We start from the raw sequence: 18,995 nt of genomic DNA, 5'->3' as shown, positions 1-18,995 counted from the left end.
CATGAAACTGAATGTAGAAAATGTATCCATATCGGTGCTGAACACGGATATTATCCGGGACATTTCTTTACAGGTAAAAGGCAAGCAATTCGTCGGCCTGATTGGCCCGAATGGTTGTGGCAAATCAACGCTGCTCAAGAGCATCTATAAAGTGATCAAACCACAGCAAGGCAAAGTATTTCTCGATGATACGGACATTTTGAAATCCAGTCCCAAGGTCGTTTCAAGGCACATGGGCGTTGTGGGTCAGTTTAACGAATTAAGCTTTGATTTTACTGTGCGTGAAATGGTTATGATGGGTCGCACTCCTCACAAGAAGCTGCTGGAGACGGATAATGAACGGGATTATGAAATCGTGGAACAGGCGTTGGAAAAGGTACATCTAACCGGACATGCGGACCGCAATTACGTGTCCCTGTCCGGCGGGGAGAAGCAACGTGTGGTCCTCGCACGAGTGCTGGCGCAGCAGCCCGAATTTCTGATATTGGACGAGCCTACCAATCATCTGGATATCAAATATCAGCTTCAGATCCTCAACATTGTGCGCAGTCTGGATATCGGCATATTGGCTGCCCTTCATGATCTCGAACTCGCCGCAGAGTATTGCGATTACCTCTATGTTGTGAAGCAGGGACAGATTGTGGTTCATGGCAAACCCGCCGATATCTTGACCCGTGAAATGATTGGTGAAGTATTCGACGTGGAATGTGAAATCTATGAAAATCCGGTTACCGGTGGCTTGGGTATTGCCTATTTGAGTACACGGTGAGACAAGGACTGTCTTAGCTGAAACTCACACATGTTCTCTCATTATCTCTTCCACTATAACTCCGGTTGCACAGGCAATTATGGAATAAGTAGTAAAAGAAGAACTGTCTTTAAGCGGAATATATGCTTAAATGACAGTTCTTTTTGTTCTAGCCTCAAGTATCAAATGTCACGTTTATTCAGATGCCATGTATCACTTTTTTTGGAGAGGATGGGCCACTCACTCTAAACCGATGCTCCCATCGCTTTATATGTTCCTAACAGGGCAATGCGGGTTAATTGAAGAGCCATATGATGAGGTGAGTTTACCTTACTGTCAGCAAGCCATTTGTGAATAATTCCAATGGTGGAGAAGCTGATGTGATCCAGTAAAATATCCAGAGGCACTTCTTTTTGTTCCATACCTAATTGGGATATCCGATCCAAAAACCTCTCTCTAATCACTTCATTCAACCGGCTGTTGAAATTCCCGGCAGGATTAATGAGTACCATCACCCGATAGAATTCATCATGCTCCAATATATGCTCGAACAATACTGCAAAAATGGGATCTGGCTCGTTAAATGAAGGTAGACTCCCAAGGTGGGAATTCCGTTCCGCTAGTAACTGCTCAAGCAGTTGAAATTTCTCATTCACCATGCTATCCAATAAATCATCCTTGTCCAGAAAGTGGGCGTAAAAGGTAGAGCGATTGATATTCGCTTGTTCCGCGATGTCTACGACACTAATTTCGGTAAAGGCTTTCTGTGGCAAAATTTTCAGGAGAGCTTTGGAAATCATCACACGGGTCCGTAAAATTCTTCGATCCACTCCACGGGATTCATTCACTTCTCATCACCTCAAAAAAAACGGATTGATCAACTTTGTTGAGCCTTCAAATGGCTTGGGAATGTAGAATATCAAGACATTTCGCAACACATCGGTCAATTGCGTTGCTTAACCGTCAAATTCTGCCTAATTGATTGTTGATATCAAAAGGATAATAGCTATCATAATAAATAAAACACACCAAATCAATCGGAAAAATAAAATATAAAAAATAGGAATGAGGTCATACCTATGGAACTGTTTTGGTTTATTCCCACACACGGGGATGGCAGGTATCTTGGAACAAAAGAAGGGGCTCGGGCGGTCAGTTATCATTATTGCAAGCAGGTGGCACAAGCCGCGGATGAACTTGGATATGCCGGTGTTTTGTTACCTACGGGAAAGTCGTGTGAAGATGCCTGGATTGTTGCTTCATCGCTGATTTCTTCCACGGACAGGCTCAAGTTTCTTGTCGCTGCGCGTCCAGGTCTGATGATGCCAACCACAGCTGCACGTATGGCTGCAACCCTGGATCGTTTCTCCAGAGGAAGACTGCTGATCAATGTGGTGGCTGGTGGAGATCCAATTGAGCTTGAAGGAGAAGGGCTGTTCCTGGATCACGATGAGCGCTATGCGTTAGCCGATGAATTTCTGACCATCTGGCGCAAGGAATTGGAGGGAGAGGCGGTTGACTATGAAGGCAAATATCTGAAGGTTAAGGGTGGTTCCGTCCTGTATCCGACCATCCAAAAGCCACATCCACCACTCTATTTTGGAGGTTCCTCGGAAGCTGCAATGGAAGTGGCAGCAGACCATGTCGATGTGTATTTAACGTGGGGTGAGCCTCCGGGTCAGGTACAAGCCAAAATTCATCAAATGCGGGAGCTGGCTGCGAAAAAAGGAAGAAGCATTCGTTTTGGCATACGCATGCATGTTATTGTGCGTCCGACCGCAGATGAAGCATGGAAGGCCGCAAATGAACTGATCTCCCACCTGGATGAGGAGACGATAGCCGCTGCCCAGAAGATCTATGCTCGCATGGATTCCGTAGGACAGCAGAGAATGGCCAAGCTGCATAATGGTGATCGTTCCAACCTAGAGATTAGCCCCAATCTGTGGGCGGGCATCGGCTTGGTTAGAGGTGGTGCCGGAACCGCACTTGTCGGTGATCCCGATCAGGTCGCAGCCAGAATCAGAGAGTATGAAGAACTGGGGATCGAGACCTTCATTTTATCCGGTTATCCGCATCTGGAAGAATGTTATCGTACCGCGGAGCTGTTATTTCCAAAGCTTCAGTACTCGCAACATGGAGAAAGTGGCGATCATTCCTTTATTGGACCATTTGGAGAAATCATTGCCAATAACAACATTCCGGACCACATGGTCAAAACGGAAGTTACCTCCAAATCCTAATTTCATAACGGATTGCAGATTAAGGCAAAAAAAGACACCTGAAGGCATTCGGGTGTCTTTTTTACATGCTGTAGAAAGGGGCCACCTGCGGCCAGCCATCTCTATATCTGTTCAACTATTTCATTTACTGTATCTTGGAGTCAATTGGACGCGAGTGTCCATCCTGGATGACCTCCTGGAACAGTTCCTTGGATTCCATGGGCCACGTACCTTGCTTCAGGAGTGCTTCCAAATCGCCTATGGTTACTGGACGTGCGTGCCGTTTGAGCACGTAACCGAGTTGACCGTTTGGTTCCATCGTGGCCGTTTCCAGATCGGCAATACTTGTAATCCCTTTTTCCCGCAACTGCATCTCCAATTGATCCACGGAGAAGCGCATGCGTTTCAAATTCGGCAGATTCAACTTCCCATCTTCCACAACAACCTTCGATTTTCCGCTCATCAGTTTTTCAAACCAATTATACTTCAATTGTAATTGTTCAACGATCAGAAGCATTAGGATAAATACCGTCGCTGACCCGATCGCTTTGCCTAACTCATGGTTCGCAATGGGCTGCACGATCGTTGTACCAATCGAGATAATAATGACCGTTGTGGCTACACTCATCTGCGAGATGGATTTACGTCCAGCAATCCGCAGCAGAATCATGCCAATCAGTACAAGCAAGATGGATTTCCATATCCAGTCCATTGGTTGTATTCCTTTCTGTACCAAATCATGTGTCGTATTTCTTAGCCTGTTCCTGATCTGGTTGAAATATACAATTGTTTAGGACAAGAGATGTGGATAAGGAAAATAGTCCCGGCATGATAAGGACCATTATACTACATCCTAAAATAAGGAAATGACCGATATTATTATGGAGAGCTTTCTTCTAACTAAATGAGGAGTGATACAACGTACAATGTATACAAACATGATACAAAAGCATCTTTCCCAAGGAGATATGGAAGGCGTTGTTAAACAAATATCATATATTGGTGAAAAAAAGGATATAACTCAATTCGCTTTCTTGATTGAACTCCTGAAATCTACGGACAACGCCATACTACGCAACACAATTGCTATCGCTTTATCTGACATTGGAGATGATCGAGCAGTCGAACCGTTAATTGAAGTCATCACAGACTCCAAGACATCAGGAAGCAGAGGCACATTGCTATACGCTCTTGAAAACCTGAATTACATAGTACATATTGAGAACATTATTCCATTTATCGGTGATTCCAGTCTGGAAGTGAGCGCGCAGTCATTCATGTTGCTGGAGCAAATGATGGATAAGTTATCGGATTTACAAAACCTTAGGTGTCAAACAATTATTGAAATGCAAATCTCACATAACCAAAGCAAGCTTCTGGAAGTAGCATTAGACATGTTGAAGAAATGGAGGTATCAAGTGCAGGAATAAGATAAACACGCTTCTTTCAATCTCACCTCCCTATCGTTTACAATAAGGAATTGAATGCAGCAAACGAAGGAGCGGGTCATATTGGCAAAGCAGAAATACTATGTCGTCTGGGCAGGAAAGCAGCCTGGCGTATACAGCACATGGGCGGAATGCAAAGCACAAACGGATCATTTTACCGGAGCAAAATATAAATCGTATGAATCGAAAGCTGCCGCCGAAGAGGCATATCGTGCAGGATGGAAAGGAAACTGGGGTACGGGTGCCAGTGGTTCAGGCGCTTCTTCGAAGACGAAGTCTGGCAGTAGCAGAAGAAGTGCGGGCATGGAGACCTCCGCAGAAATTGACTATGACAGCATCTCGGTTGATGTTGGTACGCGTGGGAATCCAGGGCCGGTGGAATATAAAGGCGTAGATACCCGCACGGGTGAGATTATTTTCTCCGTTGGGCCAATTTCCAAAGGTACAAACAACCTTGGGGAATTTCTGGCCATCGTACATGCCTTGGCGTATCTCAAAAAAGAGGGCAGTAGTAAGACGGTTTATACGGACTCCGTCAATGCGATGAAATGGTTGAAGCAAAAAGCGGTGTCCACCACCCTTGCAAGGGATGCTTCCACCGAAGAGATCTGGCTGATGATTGACCGTGCTGAGCAGTGGCTCCGAACGAATACGTATAGCAATAAAGTGCTAAAATGGCAGACCAAGCAGTGGGGCGAAATCAAGGCAGATTACGGCCGAAAATAGCCCTAATTCTCTACAATTTCTGTATTATTAATTTTCTATGAGAAACGATGTTTACAATTTCCAGTTTCCATTCTATAATCAGTTCATTATGATAAGTTACACATATGAAGGAGCCTGTCATCAGCGGGCTCTTTTATATTTATGGACCTTAAAATCCATAAAATCTTGAAAGAGTATACTTTGCAGGAGGCAGACATGAGTTCCATTTATAGAAGTGAAGAAGGCAAGAGCAGCATACTTGAGGAATACGAAGCGTATGTTGAGCAATTGGGCGAAGGTTTTACACGAGAGTACGTCGAGACACGTTTTGGACAAACGCATGTTTTATTAACAGGTCCAGAAGACGGTAAGCCGCTATTTATTCTCCAGGGCGGAAATTGTGTGAATCCGATGACGTTGTCATGGTTCTCTTCTCTTTTCAAAGATTACCGGATTATCGCGCCGGATACGATCGGTCATCCAGGCTACAGTGAAGAAACACGAATTTCGGCAAGGTTTGATAGTTTGGCTTTGTGGATTTCTGATTTGCTGGATCACTACAAGATCGAAAAAAGTGCGTTTATCGGTCCTTCCTTTGGAGGCGGAATTATCCTAAGATTGGCAACTTACATTCCGGACCGAATTGCATGTTCTGTTCTGGTAGCACCCGCTGGACTGGCCGTGGGATCCAAAATTAAGATGGCTCAGGATATCGTGTTGCCACTTGTAACGTACAAAATGACTTCTTCTCCAACTTCTTTGCAAAAGATCGCGGATATCATGTCATGCAGTTGTATGAAAGAAATAGATAAAAATATAATTGGGAAAATCTTCAAATACGTCAGTCTGGAGCAGGATATGCCCAAGCTTACGGAGCAGGAGGAATTGGTGAATTATGCATCGCCAACACTTCTATTGGTGGGAGAGAAGGATGTCTTTTTCCCAGCAGATAAGGTCATTGAAAGAGCTCAGAAGATTATTCCGAATGTCAAAGCAATCAAATACGACACAGGTCATTTCCCGTCTCAAGACGTGTTGATCCAGATGAACCAAGAAATTCAGCAATTTTTACAGAAGAATTATTAAATTTAGAAATTTTTCAATATTTCCGCATGGTTGTGATTCAAATTGCATCATTTGGTTTATATACATGGTTGGCGATGAAACGCCTGTCTGGTTGGACCGAATGATGCAACATGCGGCAAGTCTTCCGATCGACAAGGTTGAAAAGAGGGTCTGTTATGAAAAAGGATAATTGTAAAATGGCATTGCAACGCAATGTAATTTTAAATGATACATATCAGGTAAGACATCTCATGGCTAGCAGTGAGCTGGCTATTGTATATGCAGGAAGAGATCGGAATACAGGTGCAAAAGTAGCAATCAAGGAGTTTTTCCCCCAGAGGCTGGCAGCACGTCAGGCTGACAAACGGGGAGTGTTCTGTTCTTCACGGGGGTTCAGTGGTCAGTATCAGGAACTTCTTGCTGCATTTTTGGTAGAAGGAGAGCTGTTATCCACGCTAAATCATCCTCATATTGTGTCGTATGTGGATCATTTCGAAGAAAATGACACAGGGTATCTTGTTATGGAATATTGCACAGGGATAACCTTAACCGAATATCTGATTGAGCGAAATCATGCGCTGGACGCGGTATTTATTACGGAGACATTGCTTCCGCTGGTAGATACACTGGACTATATTCATAAGCAGGGAATTCTTCATCGTGATGTGAAGCCATCCAATATTATGGTGATGGAAGACGGCACGCCCAAACTACTGGACTTCGGTTCGGCGGCTCGCTGGCCTGTACAATCCGGGGAAAAACAGGCGATCTTTACATCGGCCGGGTATTCGCCGCTTGAGTTCTACTCCGAGAAATCCAGTCAGGGACCGATGTCAGACATATATAGCCTGGCAGCGTTGCTTCATTATTGGACATGTGGGCAGCCCCCTATGGATGTTAAACAGCGACTGTTCCGCGATGAATTGCCATCTGTGCGTTCTCATAATGAGTATGTGAACCGGTGGCTCGCACGCGTGATTCACTGGGGATTAACAGTTCGTTCCGAGCAACGTTGTGCGTCCCTCGCATGGGTTAAGAGATCACTTCAAGTACAGGCCTGGATGTGGAAAATACGCAAACCTGGCACGGTAGAATGGGTTTTAGCTGAGAATGAACATACGCAAGTCTATGCAGCAGAGTCGAAGAAACAGCATGAGACGGCTTGATTGTAGCCTTGTCTTATACATATAGTCGTAACAAATAAGCTAGTTTGGTCCTTACACGGATCGAACTGGCTTTTTTTGTGTTTTTTTAACCTAAAAGAAAAATTATTTCTTTTTTTTATTTATTTCTGGAAGAATACTTCATTCTAACTCCAGGGTCTGCATATACTCCATTGGAAAGATGGAGTAATTAGCCAGGAAATCTGACGTAAGCGCCGGCTCCCGTCTTATACCAAACTGAGGGGGAATGTTGTGTGACCACCAACAGAAAGGGCTTCACAGTATCTTTGCTGCTAGTCGTTATGATGTCTATGCTGCTTGCCGCCTGCGGAGGAAATGACAATACGGCTGGTACGCCGAGTCCGGGAAGCACTGGGGAGACGGGTACGGAAGCTGGAAAGCCGGTTACGCTGGAGTTTTGGACGATTGCTTTACAGCCAACGTTCAACGATTACTTCAATGAATTGATTGCCAAGTATGAGAGCAGTCATCCTGGCGTGAAGGTCGAGTGGAAGGACTATCCATATGATGCCATTTCGCAACGTTTATTGACCAGCACGGCCAGTGGCAAAAGTCCTGATGTTGTGAATCTCAATACCGAATTCGCCAGTCAATTGGGAAGTAAGGGAGCGCTGCTGAATCTGAGCGAATACCTGACAGATGAGGAAGCGAAGAGTTACTTTGAAGGCATTTATAATTCTACTGTTTTGGATGGCAAAGCTTACGCGCTTCCTTGGTACACAGGTACCGAAGTGCTGTTCATGAATACCAAGCTGGTGAAGGAGGCAGGCCTTGATCCGGCAAATCCGCCGCAGACCCGAGAGGAACTTGTGGAGTGGGCCCGTCAGGTCCATGAAAAGACCGGAGTGGCCGGTTATGCGCAACAGCTTATTTCCAAGCTGTTTCCAATCGACGGCATTCCGATTTTAAATGAGGACAAAACGGCCGCCGCTTTCAATACGCCGGAAGCAGAGGCGATGATCGCTCAAATGCGTGATCTGATGGCCGAAGGCGTGGTGCTGAAGGAGGATGCGGAATTCAGCAAGCAGATCCAGTATTTTTCCGGGGAGCAGGTCGCTTTTCAATTGTCGGGTCCAACCTTTATTAACTTTATCAAGAAATCTGCACCGGATGTTTACAAGAATACGATTGCGGTAACGCTCCCAACGGGCAAAGCGAACCTGCGGCTCTCCAATTCCATGGATCTCGTCGTGCCACAGAAATCCAAAAACCCTGAGCAAGCGGTGGAATTTGCCGCCTTTATTACCAATGCAGAGAACCAGACTGCCTTCTCCAAGGTAGCCAACACGCTGCCGTCGAGCAAAGCCTCCATTGAAGATCCGTTCTTTACGCAATCCGACGGATCGCTGGAAGCCGAAGCCAAGGTAGCCTCCTCTCAAAGTCTAGATAAAGCCACTGATTACATGGTCGGCGTACCGAATGCAGGAGATATCAACTCCGCATTGGCACGGGGCTTGCAGGAAATTTTGATGAACGGAGCAGATATTAAAGAAACCTTGAACGCAGTGGAGAAGGAAGTTAACCAAATCCTTAACCAAGATTCCTGAACTTAAGCGGTACAGTCTGATGAGGGGGGAGTACTCCCCCTCAATCCTAGAAGAGAGGGAGGCGTAGCCGTGTACAAGGCGATTCGATCCGAATCTTTTGCTGCATGGGCGTTTATGGCACCGGGATTGTTGTTTCTGGCGGTTTTCACCTTTTGGCCGATTATTTACGGGATACCCCTCTCATTAACCGATTATTCTGTCATTACAGAGACACATTTCGTTGGTTTGGATAACTTTACCCGGGCCTTTCAAGATCATAATTTCCTGATTTCGCTGTGGAATTCGTTGGTGTATGTGCTGGTTGTACCGGTGATTCAAATCATTTCGATCCTCATGGCCATTCTGGTTAACAGCCGAATTCCAGGTGTCAAAATGTTCAGGGCAGCCTACTACATACCGGTTGTAACTTCCATGGTCGCAGTGGCGCTGATCTGGAGCTGGCTGTTGGGCAATAACGGCGTGGTCAATTACCTGCTGCTGAAGGTTGGCATTCTCAGTGAGCAGGTCTCCTGGCTTTCCACGAGCAGTACTGCGCTGTATGTGCTGATGTTCATCACCATGTGGAAGGGTCTCGGCTATTACATGATGCTCTATCTGGCTGGGCTTCAAAGTATTCCGGCAGATCTGTATGAAGCCGCCAGAGTGGATGGAGCTGGACCGCTGAGACTGATTATTCATGTGACGCTTCCGCTGCTGCGGCCGCATATTCTTTTTTGCACCGTAATTTCGGTGATGGGGGCCGTACGTGTATTCGATGAGGTCTATATTCTCACCAAGGGCGGGCCGGGAACGTCCACGCTGACCTCGAGCGTATATATTTTTCAAAAAGGGCTGGAGCAATTCAATTTCGGGTATGCCTCGGCGCTTGGCCTGATCGTCAGTGTGATGGTAGCAGCGCTCAGTGTGTTGGTGTTCCGGCTGAACCGGAGAGGCGGGGTGAATACCTATTGATTCGGCGTACGTTTTCGTCTAAAAAAATGAAAAAAGCCCTTCGTCATTTGATCATTTATGTACTGTTGATTTTGCTTGCCGTGTTTATGATGGGTCCTTTTCTGTGGCTGCTCAGCGTATCGCTGATGCCTGGTCGTAATGTGTTCGCGAATCCACCAGCAATTCTCCCTACCTTCATCGCTTTCGATAACTACGTGCAGGTGTGGGAGTTCATGGATTTTCCACGCTACATCATAAATACGGTGGTGATTACGCTCCTTGGGGTAGTGTTTAACATCTTCTTGTCCTGCCTAACGGCGTATCCACTCGCGACCTTTCGGTTCAGGGGACGTAATCTGGTGTTCACGCTGCTAATCTCGACCATGATTATCCCTTCGGCAACGGCGATGATTGTGCATTATTTAACGATTCAGGCCTTTCACTTGGGCAATACGTTTCTTGGGGTTGTGCTTCCGGCCGCGGTGTCGGTATTTAACATTTTTCTGATGCGACAAACGTTTCTGGGCATACCGACGGATATTCGGGATTCTGGCAAAATGGATGGAGCCTCCGAGTTCCGTATCTTCGTGCAGCTTGTCATGCCATTGGTGAAACCAGGGGTTGCCGTCATTGGCTTGCTTGAAGTCATGGCATTCTGGAACAATTTCCTGTGGCCGATTGTGGTGTTGGATGATCCGCAGAAATATCCATTGGCTGCGGCCCTGACGTATCTGAACGGTCAGTTCTCCTATAACTTCGGCTGGATTGCCGCCGGCACCATGATCTCGGTGCTGCCGATTATCATCGTGTTCCTTTTCACCCAAAAATACTATATGGAAGGCATCGCCGGAGCGATTAAAGGATAAAAAAATACAGAAAGGGTGAACGCAATCATGCCGAAGCAGTATAAGTTAACCTTTGTTCCGTTAGATGAACGGCCTTGCAATTATGAGTTTCCTTATTTGTTGGCACAGGGAACGGAATTCACAGTGGAGCGTCCCCCACTTGAAATCATGGGCCTAAAAAAACGTCCGGGCGATGTGGAACAGTTATGGACCTGGTTTGAGGAGAGCTGTGCAAGGGCAGATGGAGCAATCGTTGCCTTGGATACGTTTCTCTACGGCGGGATTATTCCTTCCCGGCTGCATCAGTTGAAGCCGGATGAACTGACGGCCCGTCTGGAGCGCCTTCGGGGGATCAAGCAGCAGTACCCGCAGCTAACCCTGTATGCATTCCAACTGATTATGCGCTGCCCGCAATATTCCCTGTCCGATGAGGAGCCGGATTATTACGCCGACTGGGGAAGAGAGATTTTTCGCAAAGGTTTCATCAGCCATCGGATGGAGCTGGGGATTGCGACGGATGAAGAGATCCGCGAGCTGGCCGATATCGATAACCGTCTACCAATGGAAGTGCTGGAAGATTACCTGGGACGCAGGGCCGTAAATATTGAAGCTAACAAGCAAGTGCTGGCTCTGGTCCAGGAAGGAATTATCGACTTCATGATTGTGCCGCAGGATGATTCGGCGCCTTATGGACATACAGCCAAGGATCAGGAGAAAGTGCGAGCCCGGATTACCGCCCTCGATCTGGAACTTAAAGTCTACATGTATCCTGGTGCGGACGAAGTTGGTTGCGTACTGCTCTCCAGAATGATGAATAAGGCTCGCGGCCGGATGCCGCTGGTGTACCCACGATTATCATCTGTTCAGGGGGCGTTTGTTACCCCGCTATTCGAGGATCGATTTTTCTATGAGACGCTCAAATATCAGATTTTGGCTGCAGGTGGGTTGATTGCATCCAGTGCGACTGAAGCAGATCTGGTGCTGTTGATTAGCACACCCGGAGAGACGATGGCGGAAGCGGTGTCGCAGCAGCATTCTTTTTACAGCTATGATGTATACCGAAACCTGATGGAACTGGTGGAATATGGACACTTTCTGCTCAGGAGCAAGAACAAGCCGGTGGCTGTAGCGGATGTGGGATATGCCAATGGTGGGGATCAGAAGCTGGTCAAGATGCTGCGGCAAAAAGACATGTTATTTGATCTGGCTGGATATGCCGCCTGGAATACCAGCTCCAACTCGCTAGGAACCGTCATTTCGCAGGCCATGATCTATCTGCTCTATGGTCGTACACCGTCGCATCTTGATTTCCTCGCCCTCCGCTATGCTGAGGATGTCTGCTATTGTTCAGTCGTTCGGGGAGAACTTAGCAATGGCCCGGTGCAGGAGATGGGATATGGCAAGTACTTGCTGGATGGGTCTCGTGGCCTTGTTGCTGCCCGAGTAGAGGAAAGGTTGCGACAAGAGCTTACTGTGCGGATCGATACTGCAGCAGGGAGTATCCAGATTACCGATTGTTATATGCCATGGAACCGGATGTTCGAAGTGGGCCTGTCTGTACGATTCGTACCATCCAACCCAGGTAAGGAAAGCAGAATATAAGAGAGAGGGTGGAAACCCTGACAAAGGTAGTGCTGGAGAAACTGCATTTGGGGCTAATTGTTTCCTGCCAGGCGCTGGCTGACGAACCGCTGCATGGCGCGGCGATGATGGCTCGTATGGCAGCTGCTGCGGAGGAAGGAGGGGCCGGGGGTATTCGGGCGAATGGGGCAGCAGATGTACGTGCGATCAAGCAGACCGTCTCATTGCCGATTATTGGCATCGTGAAACGCAATTACCCGGATTCTGCTGTATATATCACCCCAACCCTCAGAGAAATTGACGAGCTGCTGGAGGCCGGAGCGGATATCATTGCATTTGATGCGACCCGCCAGAGCAGGCCGGAAAATTATACATTGGAGCAAATCACCGCCTATCTGAACGCAAATGGGGTGGTTTCCATGGCAGACATCTCCATTCTGGAGGAAGCTGTATACGCTGAGTCACTTGGAGTCAGCTGTGTTTCGACTACACTATCGGGTTATACACCGTATTCCCGGCAGCAGGAAGGGCCTAATTTGGAGCTGCTGGGGATGTGCGCACAGCGGTTGAAGATTCCGGTCATTGCCGAAGGGCGGATTAGTAAACCCTCTCAGGTAGAAGAGGCGCTTGATCTGGGGGCATACGCTGTTGTGGTGGGCTCCGCAATAACTCGGCCACAGCTAATTACCCGACAGTTCGCAGCAGTGACCCAAAAAGCGAGGATGAAGAGTAATGGAGATGAATGACCGAATTAATACGTATTATCCTTCCATGACCAAGTCGGAGCAGAAGGTGGCCAGGTGCGTACGGGACAATCCGGATAATATAATCTATTTGTCTGTGACTGAGCTGGCTGATTTTGCTGGTACCGGAGAGACCACGGTGATGAGATTCTGCCGTAAAATCGGGTTTAAAGGCTATCAGGATTTCAAGCTGATGCTGGCCCAAGGGCTGCCGAAACGGCAGAACCAGCCAGACGGCGAGCAGGGAGAGGACGATTACGCCGACCATTTATATACCGCGATGGTGGGTGTGCTGCAATCCAGCTTGGGTATGCTGGATCGCAGCCAGTTGGAGCAGGCAGTAAAGTTTCTGGACAGCGCACGACATGTGCAATTCTTCGGCGTGGGCTCGTCAGGCATTACCGCTATGGATGCCAAGAACCGTTTTCTGCGCATCGGCCGACGTGCGGAAGCGAATTCCGACAGCCATATTCAGTCCATGATGGCGGTAACGATGGGAGAAGGTGACGTGGCTTTTGGCATCAGCGTGTCCGGCAGTACGCTGGATACCAACGATATGCTGATGAAGGCCAAACAAAACGGGGCTAAGGTGATTGCCATGACGAACTATGCCAAATCCCCCATTGCTTCTATTGCGGATATCTTGCTCTTGACCGCGGGGAAGGAGTCTCCCCTTGAAGGCGGTTCTGTAGGAGCTAAAATCTCTCAGCTGTTTATTATCGACTTGCTCTGCCAGGGGCTGGAGCGCGAGCATGGCGAAGAGACCAAAAAGATGAAAGAATTAACGGCCAGGGCAGTTATCGACCGTATTTATTGAAGGGTTTGTGTGAATAGGAGGAAAGCATATGCCACAGGTCATTGGCGTGGATGTAGGTGGCACAGGCATTAAAGGGCTTGTAGTCAATGAAGCCGGAGTCGTTCTGGTGGAGGCTACATGTGCAACCGAGGCCCGGTTGGGCCGGAAGGCCATACTTGGCCAGCTGCGCGGGTTAATAAGTGAACTGTTGTCTAGCTGTGAAGAAGTGAAGGCACTGGGTATTGCCTCGGCAGGAAGGGTGAATGTGGAAACGGGTGCAGTGATCCACGCAACGAATAATTTACCTGGCTGGCAGGGAATGCCACTGACACAGTGGGCAACAGCGGAATTTGGCCTACCTTCAACTGCTGATAACGATGCCAATGCTGCACTGCTCGGCGAGGCGTGGCTTGGTACCGGCCGCGGTAAGCAGAACCTGGTTATGCTGACACTCGGAACTGGGGTCGGTGGGGTCAATATGGCATTTGGCAGGATGTTACGGGGAGTAGACTGGCGCGGTGGGGACTGGGGGCACAGTGTGCTGGTGCCTGACGGTCGGCCTTGTAATTGTGGCAAACGCGGCTGCGTGGAGCAATACATTTCCGGTAGTGCACTGATGCGGTTGGCGCAGGAACAGAAGGGCAACACGTGTACTCACGGCCGAGAGATTATGACCGCTGCAAGCCAGGGAGAAGCAATAGCGTTGTGCATTCTAGAGCGTTACATATCTGATTTGGCCTTGGTTATTGCGAATATATCTGCCTCGATAGATCCGGAATTGATTATTCTTGGTGGCGGTGTGACCCATGATCAGGCTATATGGTGGCCGATGCTTACCGCTAAGTTGTCCAGTGTCGGGTTGGCAGACAGGGTTGCAGTGGCTGAACTCGGTAACTGGGCAGGCTGTATCGGGGCGGCGCAGCTGGCCTTGGAACGTCTACGTAAGGACGGCGTTGGCTGGTCTGAAGGCAGTGACAGGGAGGAGACAAAGCATGGGGATTGAACAGGAGAAACACAGTGATATCGTCATTATTGGCGGTGGTCTTGGCGGGACTGCAGCTGCGCTGGCTGCAGCCAAGGCAGGGCAACGGGTACTTTTGACGGAAGAGACGGACTGGCTTGGCGGTCAATTGACCTCACAGGCAGTACCGCCAGATGAACACCGCTGGATTGAACAATCTGGCAGTACAGCATCGTATCGTGAGTTCCGCAGCCGAGTCAGAGATTACTACAGACGGAACTACCCGCTTACGGATGTCGCCAAGAGCGATCCTGTTCTTAACCCCGGCAATGGCTGGGTGAGCCGCTTGGCGCATGAACCGAAGGTCGCGCTTGCCGTTTTGCACGAGATGCTTGCGCCTTACGTGAACACCGGTCGAATCGAGGTGCTCTATCATACTGTGCCAGTTCAGGTAGATACAGCAGGTGACCGGGTGACTGGCGTGACTGTGCGTGAAGAGCGAAATGGGGGATTAATTAAGCTCCAGGGTGCCTATTATCTCGATGCTACAGAATGCGGTGATCTGCTTCCCCTTGCGGGAGTAGAGTATGTAAGTGGAGCGGAATCTCGGCGGGATACGGGTGAGCCACATGCCCTGGATGAAGCGAATCCGCTAGACATGCAGTCGATTACCCATGTGGCGGCAGTGGATTATGTGCCGGGAGGAGACTTCACGATCCCTCGTCCGAGGGATTATGATTACTGGCGTCAGTATGTTCCCTCGTTCTCACTGTATCCGATCCTGAGCTGGTACGCTTCGGATGCCAATGATACCTCCAAGCTGAAAGAGTTCACGATGTTCCCGAATGATCAGGGCATAACCTCCCTGTGGGATTATCGGCGGATCGTTGACCCGGCTATATGGACAGAGTCACTGAATGATGGTGAAGTCACGCTGCTCAACTGGGCACTGAACGATTATTACGCCGGGCCAATCATTGGCGTATCGCCGGAGAAACGAGAGCGGCATCTGGAAGGGGCGAGGCAACTAACTCTTTCCTTAGTATACTGGCTTCAGACAGCAGCTCCCCGCCTGGACGGCGGAAAGGGTTATCCGGGCGTAAGGCTGCGTGGAGATGTGCTCGGTACGGGAGACGGTCTCGCGAAAGCTCCGTATATTCGGGAATCACGGCGAATCCGAGGCGTATATACCATTACCGAGCAGGATGTGAGCAAGGCATTGCGCGGAGCAGAGGGAGCCAAACGTTACGAGGATAGTGTAGGTGTCGGCAGTTATCATCTGGATCTCCATCCAACAACCGTGAGTCAGCGGACTTTTTATATACCGAATCATCCCTATGAGATTCCGCTGGGTGCACTCATCCCGGTGCGAGTCAAGAACTTGCTTCCAGCTTGCAAAAATATCTCCATGACCCAGATTGCGAACGGTTGTTACCGTCTGCATCCCACCGAATGGAATATTGGCGAGGCTGCCGGAACCCTTGCCGCTTATGCGATTGCACAGCAAGTAGAGCCCTCAGAGGTGAGGGCTTCGGCGAAGCATCTTCATGCCTATCAGACACAGCTGATTCGGCAGGGTGTTCAGCTTCATTGGACAGAAGTGGAGCTGGCAGGGGAGTGTTAGACAGACTTTTAAGAGAACGTTGCTATCTTCAGAACACATAAGCACTAGAGATACCAAAGGGATAAAACAATGATTCCTGTTCTGAACAGGAATCATTTTCTATAAGTCGATTAATTCTCTTTGTGCATCTGTTTTTACAATAGTGTCATTGCAGATGATCGTTCTCATCAACACTGCGATGATTATCCCATGGTCTGCTGTGGGTCTTTCTTTTGTCCTACATAGATATTAGTACTTGGTTTGATGGCTTTGTATCGAATTTCAATCTCTGTGACTCCATCCTCAAATGTAATATACAACTTTTCATTATACTCCAGAGCTTCTGTATGTCTGGGCTTCACTGGTGTACGTCCCCGGACGACTGTGCAGTTCGTATCATGCCGTACCAATAACGTTTCCTTTTTACCAGCCTCCAGCCAGATTCGTCCTGACTCCGGTACCTTAACCCCAATATCCATACGATCAAATAGTTCACTGAGACTTACTTTTCGTCGCTCCAATGAAGTCAGTGGCCAATTCGTCACGGGAATATCTTCTCCGTTTGCAGTGGCCAAGAAATATCCTTCCAGCCTTCCGCGGAATACAGGTTTTGGTTTCAGCACAAACCAATACAGGGCGAAGATACCCCCGGCTGCGAGGAGACCGAGTCCCGTATATAGAAGTATCTTTTCACGTAAAGAATGAATTTTCAACTGGATGTCTGCGGTTACACTCGCGCCTTCAGAATCCGTGGCGGTCACCGTAATGGATGAACTACCGGTGTGGAGCGAAGACCAACGCAGTATATTACCTTCAATGACAGCGTCTCCGAGTTTGCGCTCACTCCCACCTTCTGCGAGGGCATACGTTAATGGATCATTATTGGCATCCTTAAAATAGTTGCTTAGGTCAACTTCTGTATTGCTATCGTCTTTGGATAACACCATGGACTCCCCGGTTGCTACGGGGGCCTGATTCGTAATATCTACTTCAACCGGAGTGATCTCCCGATAAAAGTCAGGACCATCAATCCGAAGACCCCATGTGTATAGATCCGATTTTGGAAAAGTGTATTTTCCCGTAAATCCGCTGCCTGTATTAGTCAAAGGGATGCGCTCTGTTTTTCCATCAGACGGGGTGACAATGAGTTCTGCTTCAAGTCCCTTGTAAACATTCAAATCCTGAATGGGTTTAGGGTCCACAGCCTGATCGTAGAGAGAGGCTTCAAATGTGATGTTTTTCCCCTTTACTGGCGGTTCCGTTGCCATATGTGCAACCGCAGACACGTTGTAGTTTCCAAGTAGGTTGATCTTCACCAAATCTCCGCTGCGCCCCTTGAATTTCAGCTTGAATTGTCCTTTGACCGGACGAATGATCTTCATTAGAGCATATTTATCAGATCGGATGAAGCTGACATTGCTGGACTGATAATACAGCTGAGCTTCAGAGACAGCATGATCAGAGAGCATGATAATGTTGGCATCCGCCATGCTTGAATTGGGGATGTCCACAGTTACCTCCTGCATTGCCCCTGTTGCTGTTACTGCTGCCACAGATACAAGAACAGATTGAATCTGATCTGCAAAAATCCGGTTGAAAATTTCAGGCAAGTCGTCTGCACTTCCCGTGATAAAGGAAGATCCACCCGTTTCCTGAGCAATTCGCTCCAGTTCAGCGGGGTTAACCGTACCATCCCGGTTTAGTCCGACGGTATAGATTGGATAATTAGCTTTTTGAGCCATCTCAATCACCTTGTCTACATCTTTGGATGAATCAGCTGGTGTTCTGCTCGACGAGCCACGCAAATCCGTTTCCCCATCAGAGAGCAAAATCATAAATGGCTTTCGTTTGTCCGTCTGGGACTGTTCAAGCAAGCTCGCACCTCGGCGCAAGCCAAGTCCAAGATCTGTATACCCTGAGCGTTTTAAGCCATCAACACGACTACGAAGGTTATTTCGTGCCCCAGAGGATGATATATCCATTAGAGGTACGGATGAAGTGATTTGATCATTATAAGCTACGAATCCCAATCGGGTCTTAGGTCCACTACTCATATCCATAAACATATGTATAACTTCTTCGGCGATGCGATCTTTGTCGGTCTCATTCATAGAGTAGCTAACATCCAGGACAAACATGGCATCGAGCCCTTCATACGCGTGGGTCTTGACAGATGATTCCGCGTACATGCTGCCAATGTTCCCTCCAGGAATCAAAATGCTAATCACCAATAGGGAAAGCAGTATTTTTTTGCATTTAATTAATATCATGTGAGGCTTCGAATCTCCTTTCTGGTTTGAAAACTTCGGTACACTTTTTGGGGAATATTAAATTTTTTTCAAAAACTTTTGCTTAATCACGATATAACGCCGTTATGCGTAGTTTTCATTGATTGAGAATAATGCAACAGCGCATACTTTCAGTCTTTTTACTCTTGATTAGGGGGAAAACCCCACTAGTCTTAAATCATTCAACTTAATCCAAATTATAGGATATTCTATATCATCGGCATGATCCGTAAGGAAGTGAAGCGAATTCCAAAAATTAGTTCTATAGGTATATCGAAGGTTGTAAAATGAGCTTTTAGACCTATAGTGGGTAATATTGACAAAACATATCG

General features: G+C 47.8%; 17 protein-coding genes. 14 read left to right on the top strand and 3 right to left on the bottom strand.

Annotation, left to right across the window (positions count from 1 at the left end; translation table 11 throughout):
- Position 1: 1 nt before the first annotated feature.
- Positions 2 to 769 carry an ABC transporter ATP-binding protein gene (locus tag BLS14_RS19770; RefSeq protein ID WP_063568424.1) on the top strand — a complete coding sequence of 256 codons (768 nt, stop codon included), beginning with the start codon at positions 2 to 4 and terminating at the stop codon, positions 767 to 769.
- A gap of 224 nt (positions 770 to 993) precedes the next feature.
- Here the strand turns inward: BLS14_RS19770 and BLS14_RS19765 are convergent, their stop codons facing one another.
- Complete coding sequence (locus BLS14_RS19765; protein WP_090953548.1) at positions 994 to 1,596, bottom strand: TetR/AcrR family transcriptional regulator; 603 nt, start codon at positions 1,594 to 1,596, stop codon at positions 994 to 996.
- A gap of 231 nt (positions 1,597 to 1,827) precedes the next feature.
- On the opposite strand from BLS14_RS19765, the gene ssuD reads away from it, so the two are divergent.
- Positions 1,828 to 2,988 carry an FMNH2-dependent alkanesulfonate monooxygenase gene (gene ssuD / locus BLS14_RS19760; protein ID WP_063568423.1) on the top strand — a complete coding sequence of 387 codons (1,161 nt, stop codon included), beginning with the start codon at positions 1,828 to 1,830 and terminating at the stop codon, positions 2,986 to 2,988.
- 124 nt (positions 2,989 to 3,112) lie between these two features.
- Here the strand turns inward: ssuD and BLS14_RS19755 are convergent, their stop codons facing one another.
- Entirely contained in the window at positions 3,113 to 3,679 is a 567-nt protein-coding gene (locus BLS14_RS19755; RefSeq protein WP_063567950.1) for a DUF421 domain-containing protein, read from the bottom strand.
- A gap of 226 nt (positions 3,680 to 3,905) precedes the next feature.
- On the opposite strand from BLS14_RS19755, the gene BLS14_RS19750 reads away from it, so the two are divergent.
- From BLS14_RS19750 to BLS14_RS19695, 12 genes are all read left to right on the top strand, one after another.
- Positions 3,906 to 4,397, top strand: a complete 492-nt coding sequence (locus BLS14_RS19750; protein WP_161490660.1) for a HEAT repeat domain-containing protein — start codon at positions 3,906 to 3,908, stop codon at positions 4,395 to 4,397.
- 81 nt (positions 4,398 to 4,478) lie between these two features.
- Entirely contained in the window at positions 4,479 to 5,141 is a 663-nt protein-coding gene (gene rnhA / locus BLS14_RS19745; protein ID WP_090953546.1) for a ribonuclease H, read from the top strand.
- A gap of 195 nt (positions 5,142 to 5,336) precedes the next feature.
- A complete protein-coding gene (locus tag BLS14_RS19740; RefSeq protein ID WP_063567947.1) occupies positions 5,337 to 6,206 on the top strand; it encodes an alpha/beta fold hydrolase in 870 nt (289 codons plus the stop codon).
- 155 nt (positions 6,207 to 6,361) lie between these two features.
- Positions 6,362 to 7,351 carry a serine/threonine protein kinase gene (locus BLS14_RS19735; protein ID WP_090953545.1) on the top strand — a complete coding sequence of 330 codons (990 nt, stop codon included), beginning with the start codon at positions 6,362 to 6,364 and terminating at the stop codon, positions 7,349 to 7,351.
- A gap of 251 nt (positions 7,352 to 7,602) precedes the next feature.
- Positions 7,603 to 8,916 carry an ABC transporter substrate-binding protein gene (locus BLS14_RS19730; RefSeq protein ID WP_240321577.1) on the top strand — a complete coding sequence of 438 codons (1,314 nt, stop codon included), beginning with the start codon at positions 7,603 to 7,605 and terminating at the stop codon, positions 8,914 to 8,916.
- 69 nt (positions 8,917 to 8,985) lie between these two features.
- A complete protein-coding gene (locus BLS14_RS19725; protein ID WP_063567945.1) occupies positions 8,986 to 9,867 on the top strand; it encodes a carbohydrate ABC transporter permease in 882 nt (293 codons plus the stop codon).
- Between the two features lie 26 nt (positions 9,868 to 9,893).
- Entirely contained in the window at positions 9,894 to 10,712 is an 819-nt protein-coding gene (locus BLS14_RS19720) for a carbohydrate ABC transporter permease (RefSeq protein ID WP_083584785.1), read from the top strand.
- A 27-nt stretch (positions 10,713 to 10,739) separates the two neighbouring features.
- Positions 10,740 to 12,293: a DUF4127 family protein gene (locus BLS14_RS19715; protein ID WP_090953543.1), complete on the top strand. Its 1,554-nt coding sequence runs from the start codon at positions 10,740 to 10,742 to the stop codon at positions 12,291 to 12,293.
- A 17-nt stretch (positions 12,294 to 12,310) separates the two neighbouring features.
- On the top strand, positions 12,311 to 13,018 hold the full coding sequence (locus BLS14_RS19710; RefSeq protein ID WP_231952726.1) for an N-acetylmannosamine-6-phosphate 2-epimerase: 708 nt from the start codon (positions 12,311 to 12,313) through the stop codon (positions 13,016 to 13,018).
- Entirely contained in the window at positions 13,005 to 13,832 is an 828-nt protein-coding gene (locus tag BLS14_RS19705) for a MurR/RpiR family transcriptional regulator (protein WP_090809847.1), read from the top strand. The genes BLS14_RS19710 and BLS14_RS19705 overlap by 14 nt, the downstream gene beginning before the upstream one ends.
- Positions 13,833 to 13,860: 28 nt before the next feature.
- The gene (locus BLS14_RS19700; RefSeq protein ID WP_090953541.1) at positions 13,861 to 14,814 is read left to right on the top strand and encodes an ROK family protein; all 954 of its coding nucleotides are present in this window, start codon (positions 13,861 to 13,863) and stop codon (positions 14,812 to 14,814) included.
- Positions 14,804 to 16,396 carry an FAD-dependent oxidoreductase gene (locus tag BLS14_RS19695; protein ID WP_090953539.1) on the top strand — a complete coding sequence of 531 codons (1,593 nt, stop codon included), beginning with the start codon at positions 14,804 to 14,806 and terminating at the stop codon, positions 16,394 to 16,396. The genes BLS14_RS19700 and BLS14_RS19695 overlap by 11 nt, the downstream gene beginning before the upstream one ends.
- A gap of 182 nt (positions 16,397 to 16,578) precedes the next feature.
- Here BLS14_RS19695 and BLS14_RS19690 read toward each other — a convergent pair whose 3' ends face one another.
- Positions 16,579 to 18,645, bottom strand: coding sequence for a VWA domain-containing protein (locus BLS14_RS19690; RefSeq protein WP_256336599.1), 2,067 nt, complete (start codon positions 18,643 to 18,645; stop codon positions 16,579 to 16,581).
- Between the last annotated feature and the right edge of the window lie 350 nt (positions 18,646 to 18,995).

The organism is Paenibacillus sp. OK060 (genome assembly GCF_900101205.1).
In the GTDB taxonomy this organism is placed as follows: domain Bacteria; phylum Bacillota; class Bacilli; order Paenibacillales; family Paenibacillaceae; genus Paenibacillus; species Paenibacillus marchantiae.
Note: the sequence above shows the minus strand (reverse complement) of the source record. Positions and strands in the feature narration are given on the sequence as shown.

What these genes read in the sequence shown, in the direction of transcription:
- BLS14_RS19755 (WP_063567950.1), bottom strand. Translation starts at nt 3,679, where the DNA reads ATGGACTGGATATGGAAATCCATCTTGCTTGTACTGATTGGCATGATT.
- BLS14_RS19705 (WP_090809847.1), top strand. Translation starts at nt 13,005, where the DNA reads ATGGAGATGAATGACCGAATTAATACGTATTATCCTTCCATGACCAAG.
- BLS14_RS19735 (WP_090953545.1), top strand. Translation starts at nt 6,362, where the DNA reads ATGAAAAAGGATAATTGTAAAATGGCATTGCAACGCAATGTAATTTTA.
- BLS14_RS19695 (WP_090953539.1), top strand. Translation starts at nt 14,804, where the DNA reads ATGGGGATTGAACAGGAGAAACACAGTGATATCGTCATTATTGGCGGT.
- BLS14_RS19750 (WP_161490660.1), top strand. Translation starts at nt 3,906, where the DNA reads ATGATACAAAAGCATCTTTCCCAAGGAGATATGGAAGGCGTTGTTAAA.
- BLS14_RS19690 (WP_256336599.1), bottom strand. Translation starts at nt 18,645, where the DNA reads ATGATATTAATTAAATGCAAAAAAATACTGCTTTCCCTATTGGTGATT.
- ssuD (WP_063568423.1), top strand. Translation starts at nt 1,828, where the DNA reads ATGGAACTGTTTTGGTTTATTCCCACACACGGGGATGGCAGGTATCTT.
- BLS14_RS19715 (WP_090953543.1), top strand. Translation starts at nt 10,740, where the DNA reads ATGCCGAAGCAGTATAAGTTAACCTTTGTTCCGTTAGATGAACGGCCT.
- BLS14_RS19740 (WP_063567947.1), top strand. Translation starts at nt 5,337, where the DNA reads ATGAGTTCCATTTATAGAAGTGAAGAAGGCAAGAGCAGCATACTTGAG.
- BLS14_RS19770 (WP_063568424.1), top strand. Translation starts at nt 2, where the DNA reads ATGAAACTGAATGTAGAAAATGTATCCATATCGGTGCTGAACACGGAT.
- BLS14_RS19720 (WP_083584785.1), top strand. Translation starts at nt 9,894, where the DNA reads ATGAAAAAAGCCCTTCGTCATTTGATCATTTATGTACTGTTGATTTTG.
- BLS14_RS19700 (WP_090953541.1), top strand. Translation starts at nt 13,861, where the DNA reads ATGCCACAGGTCATTGGCGTGGATGTAGGTGGCACAGGCATTAAAGGG.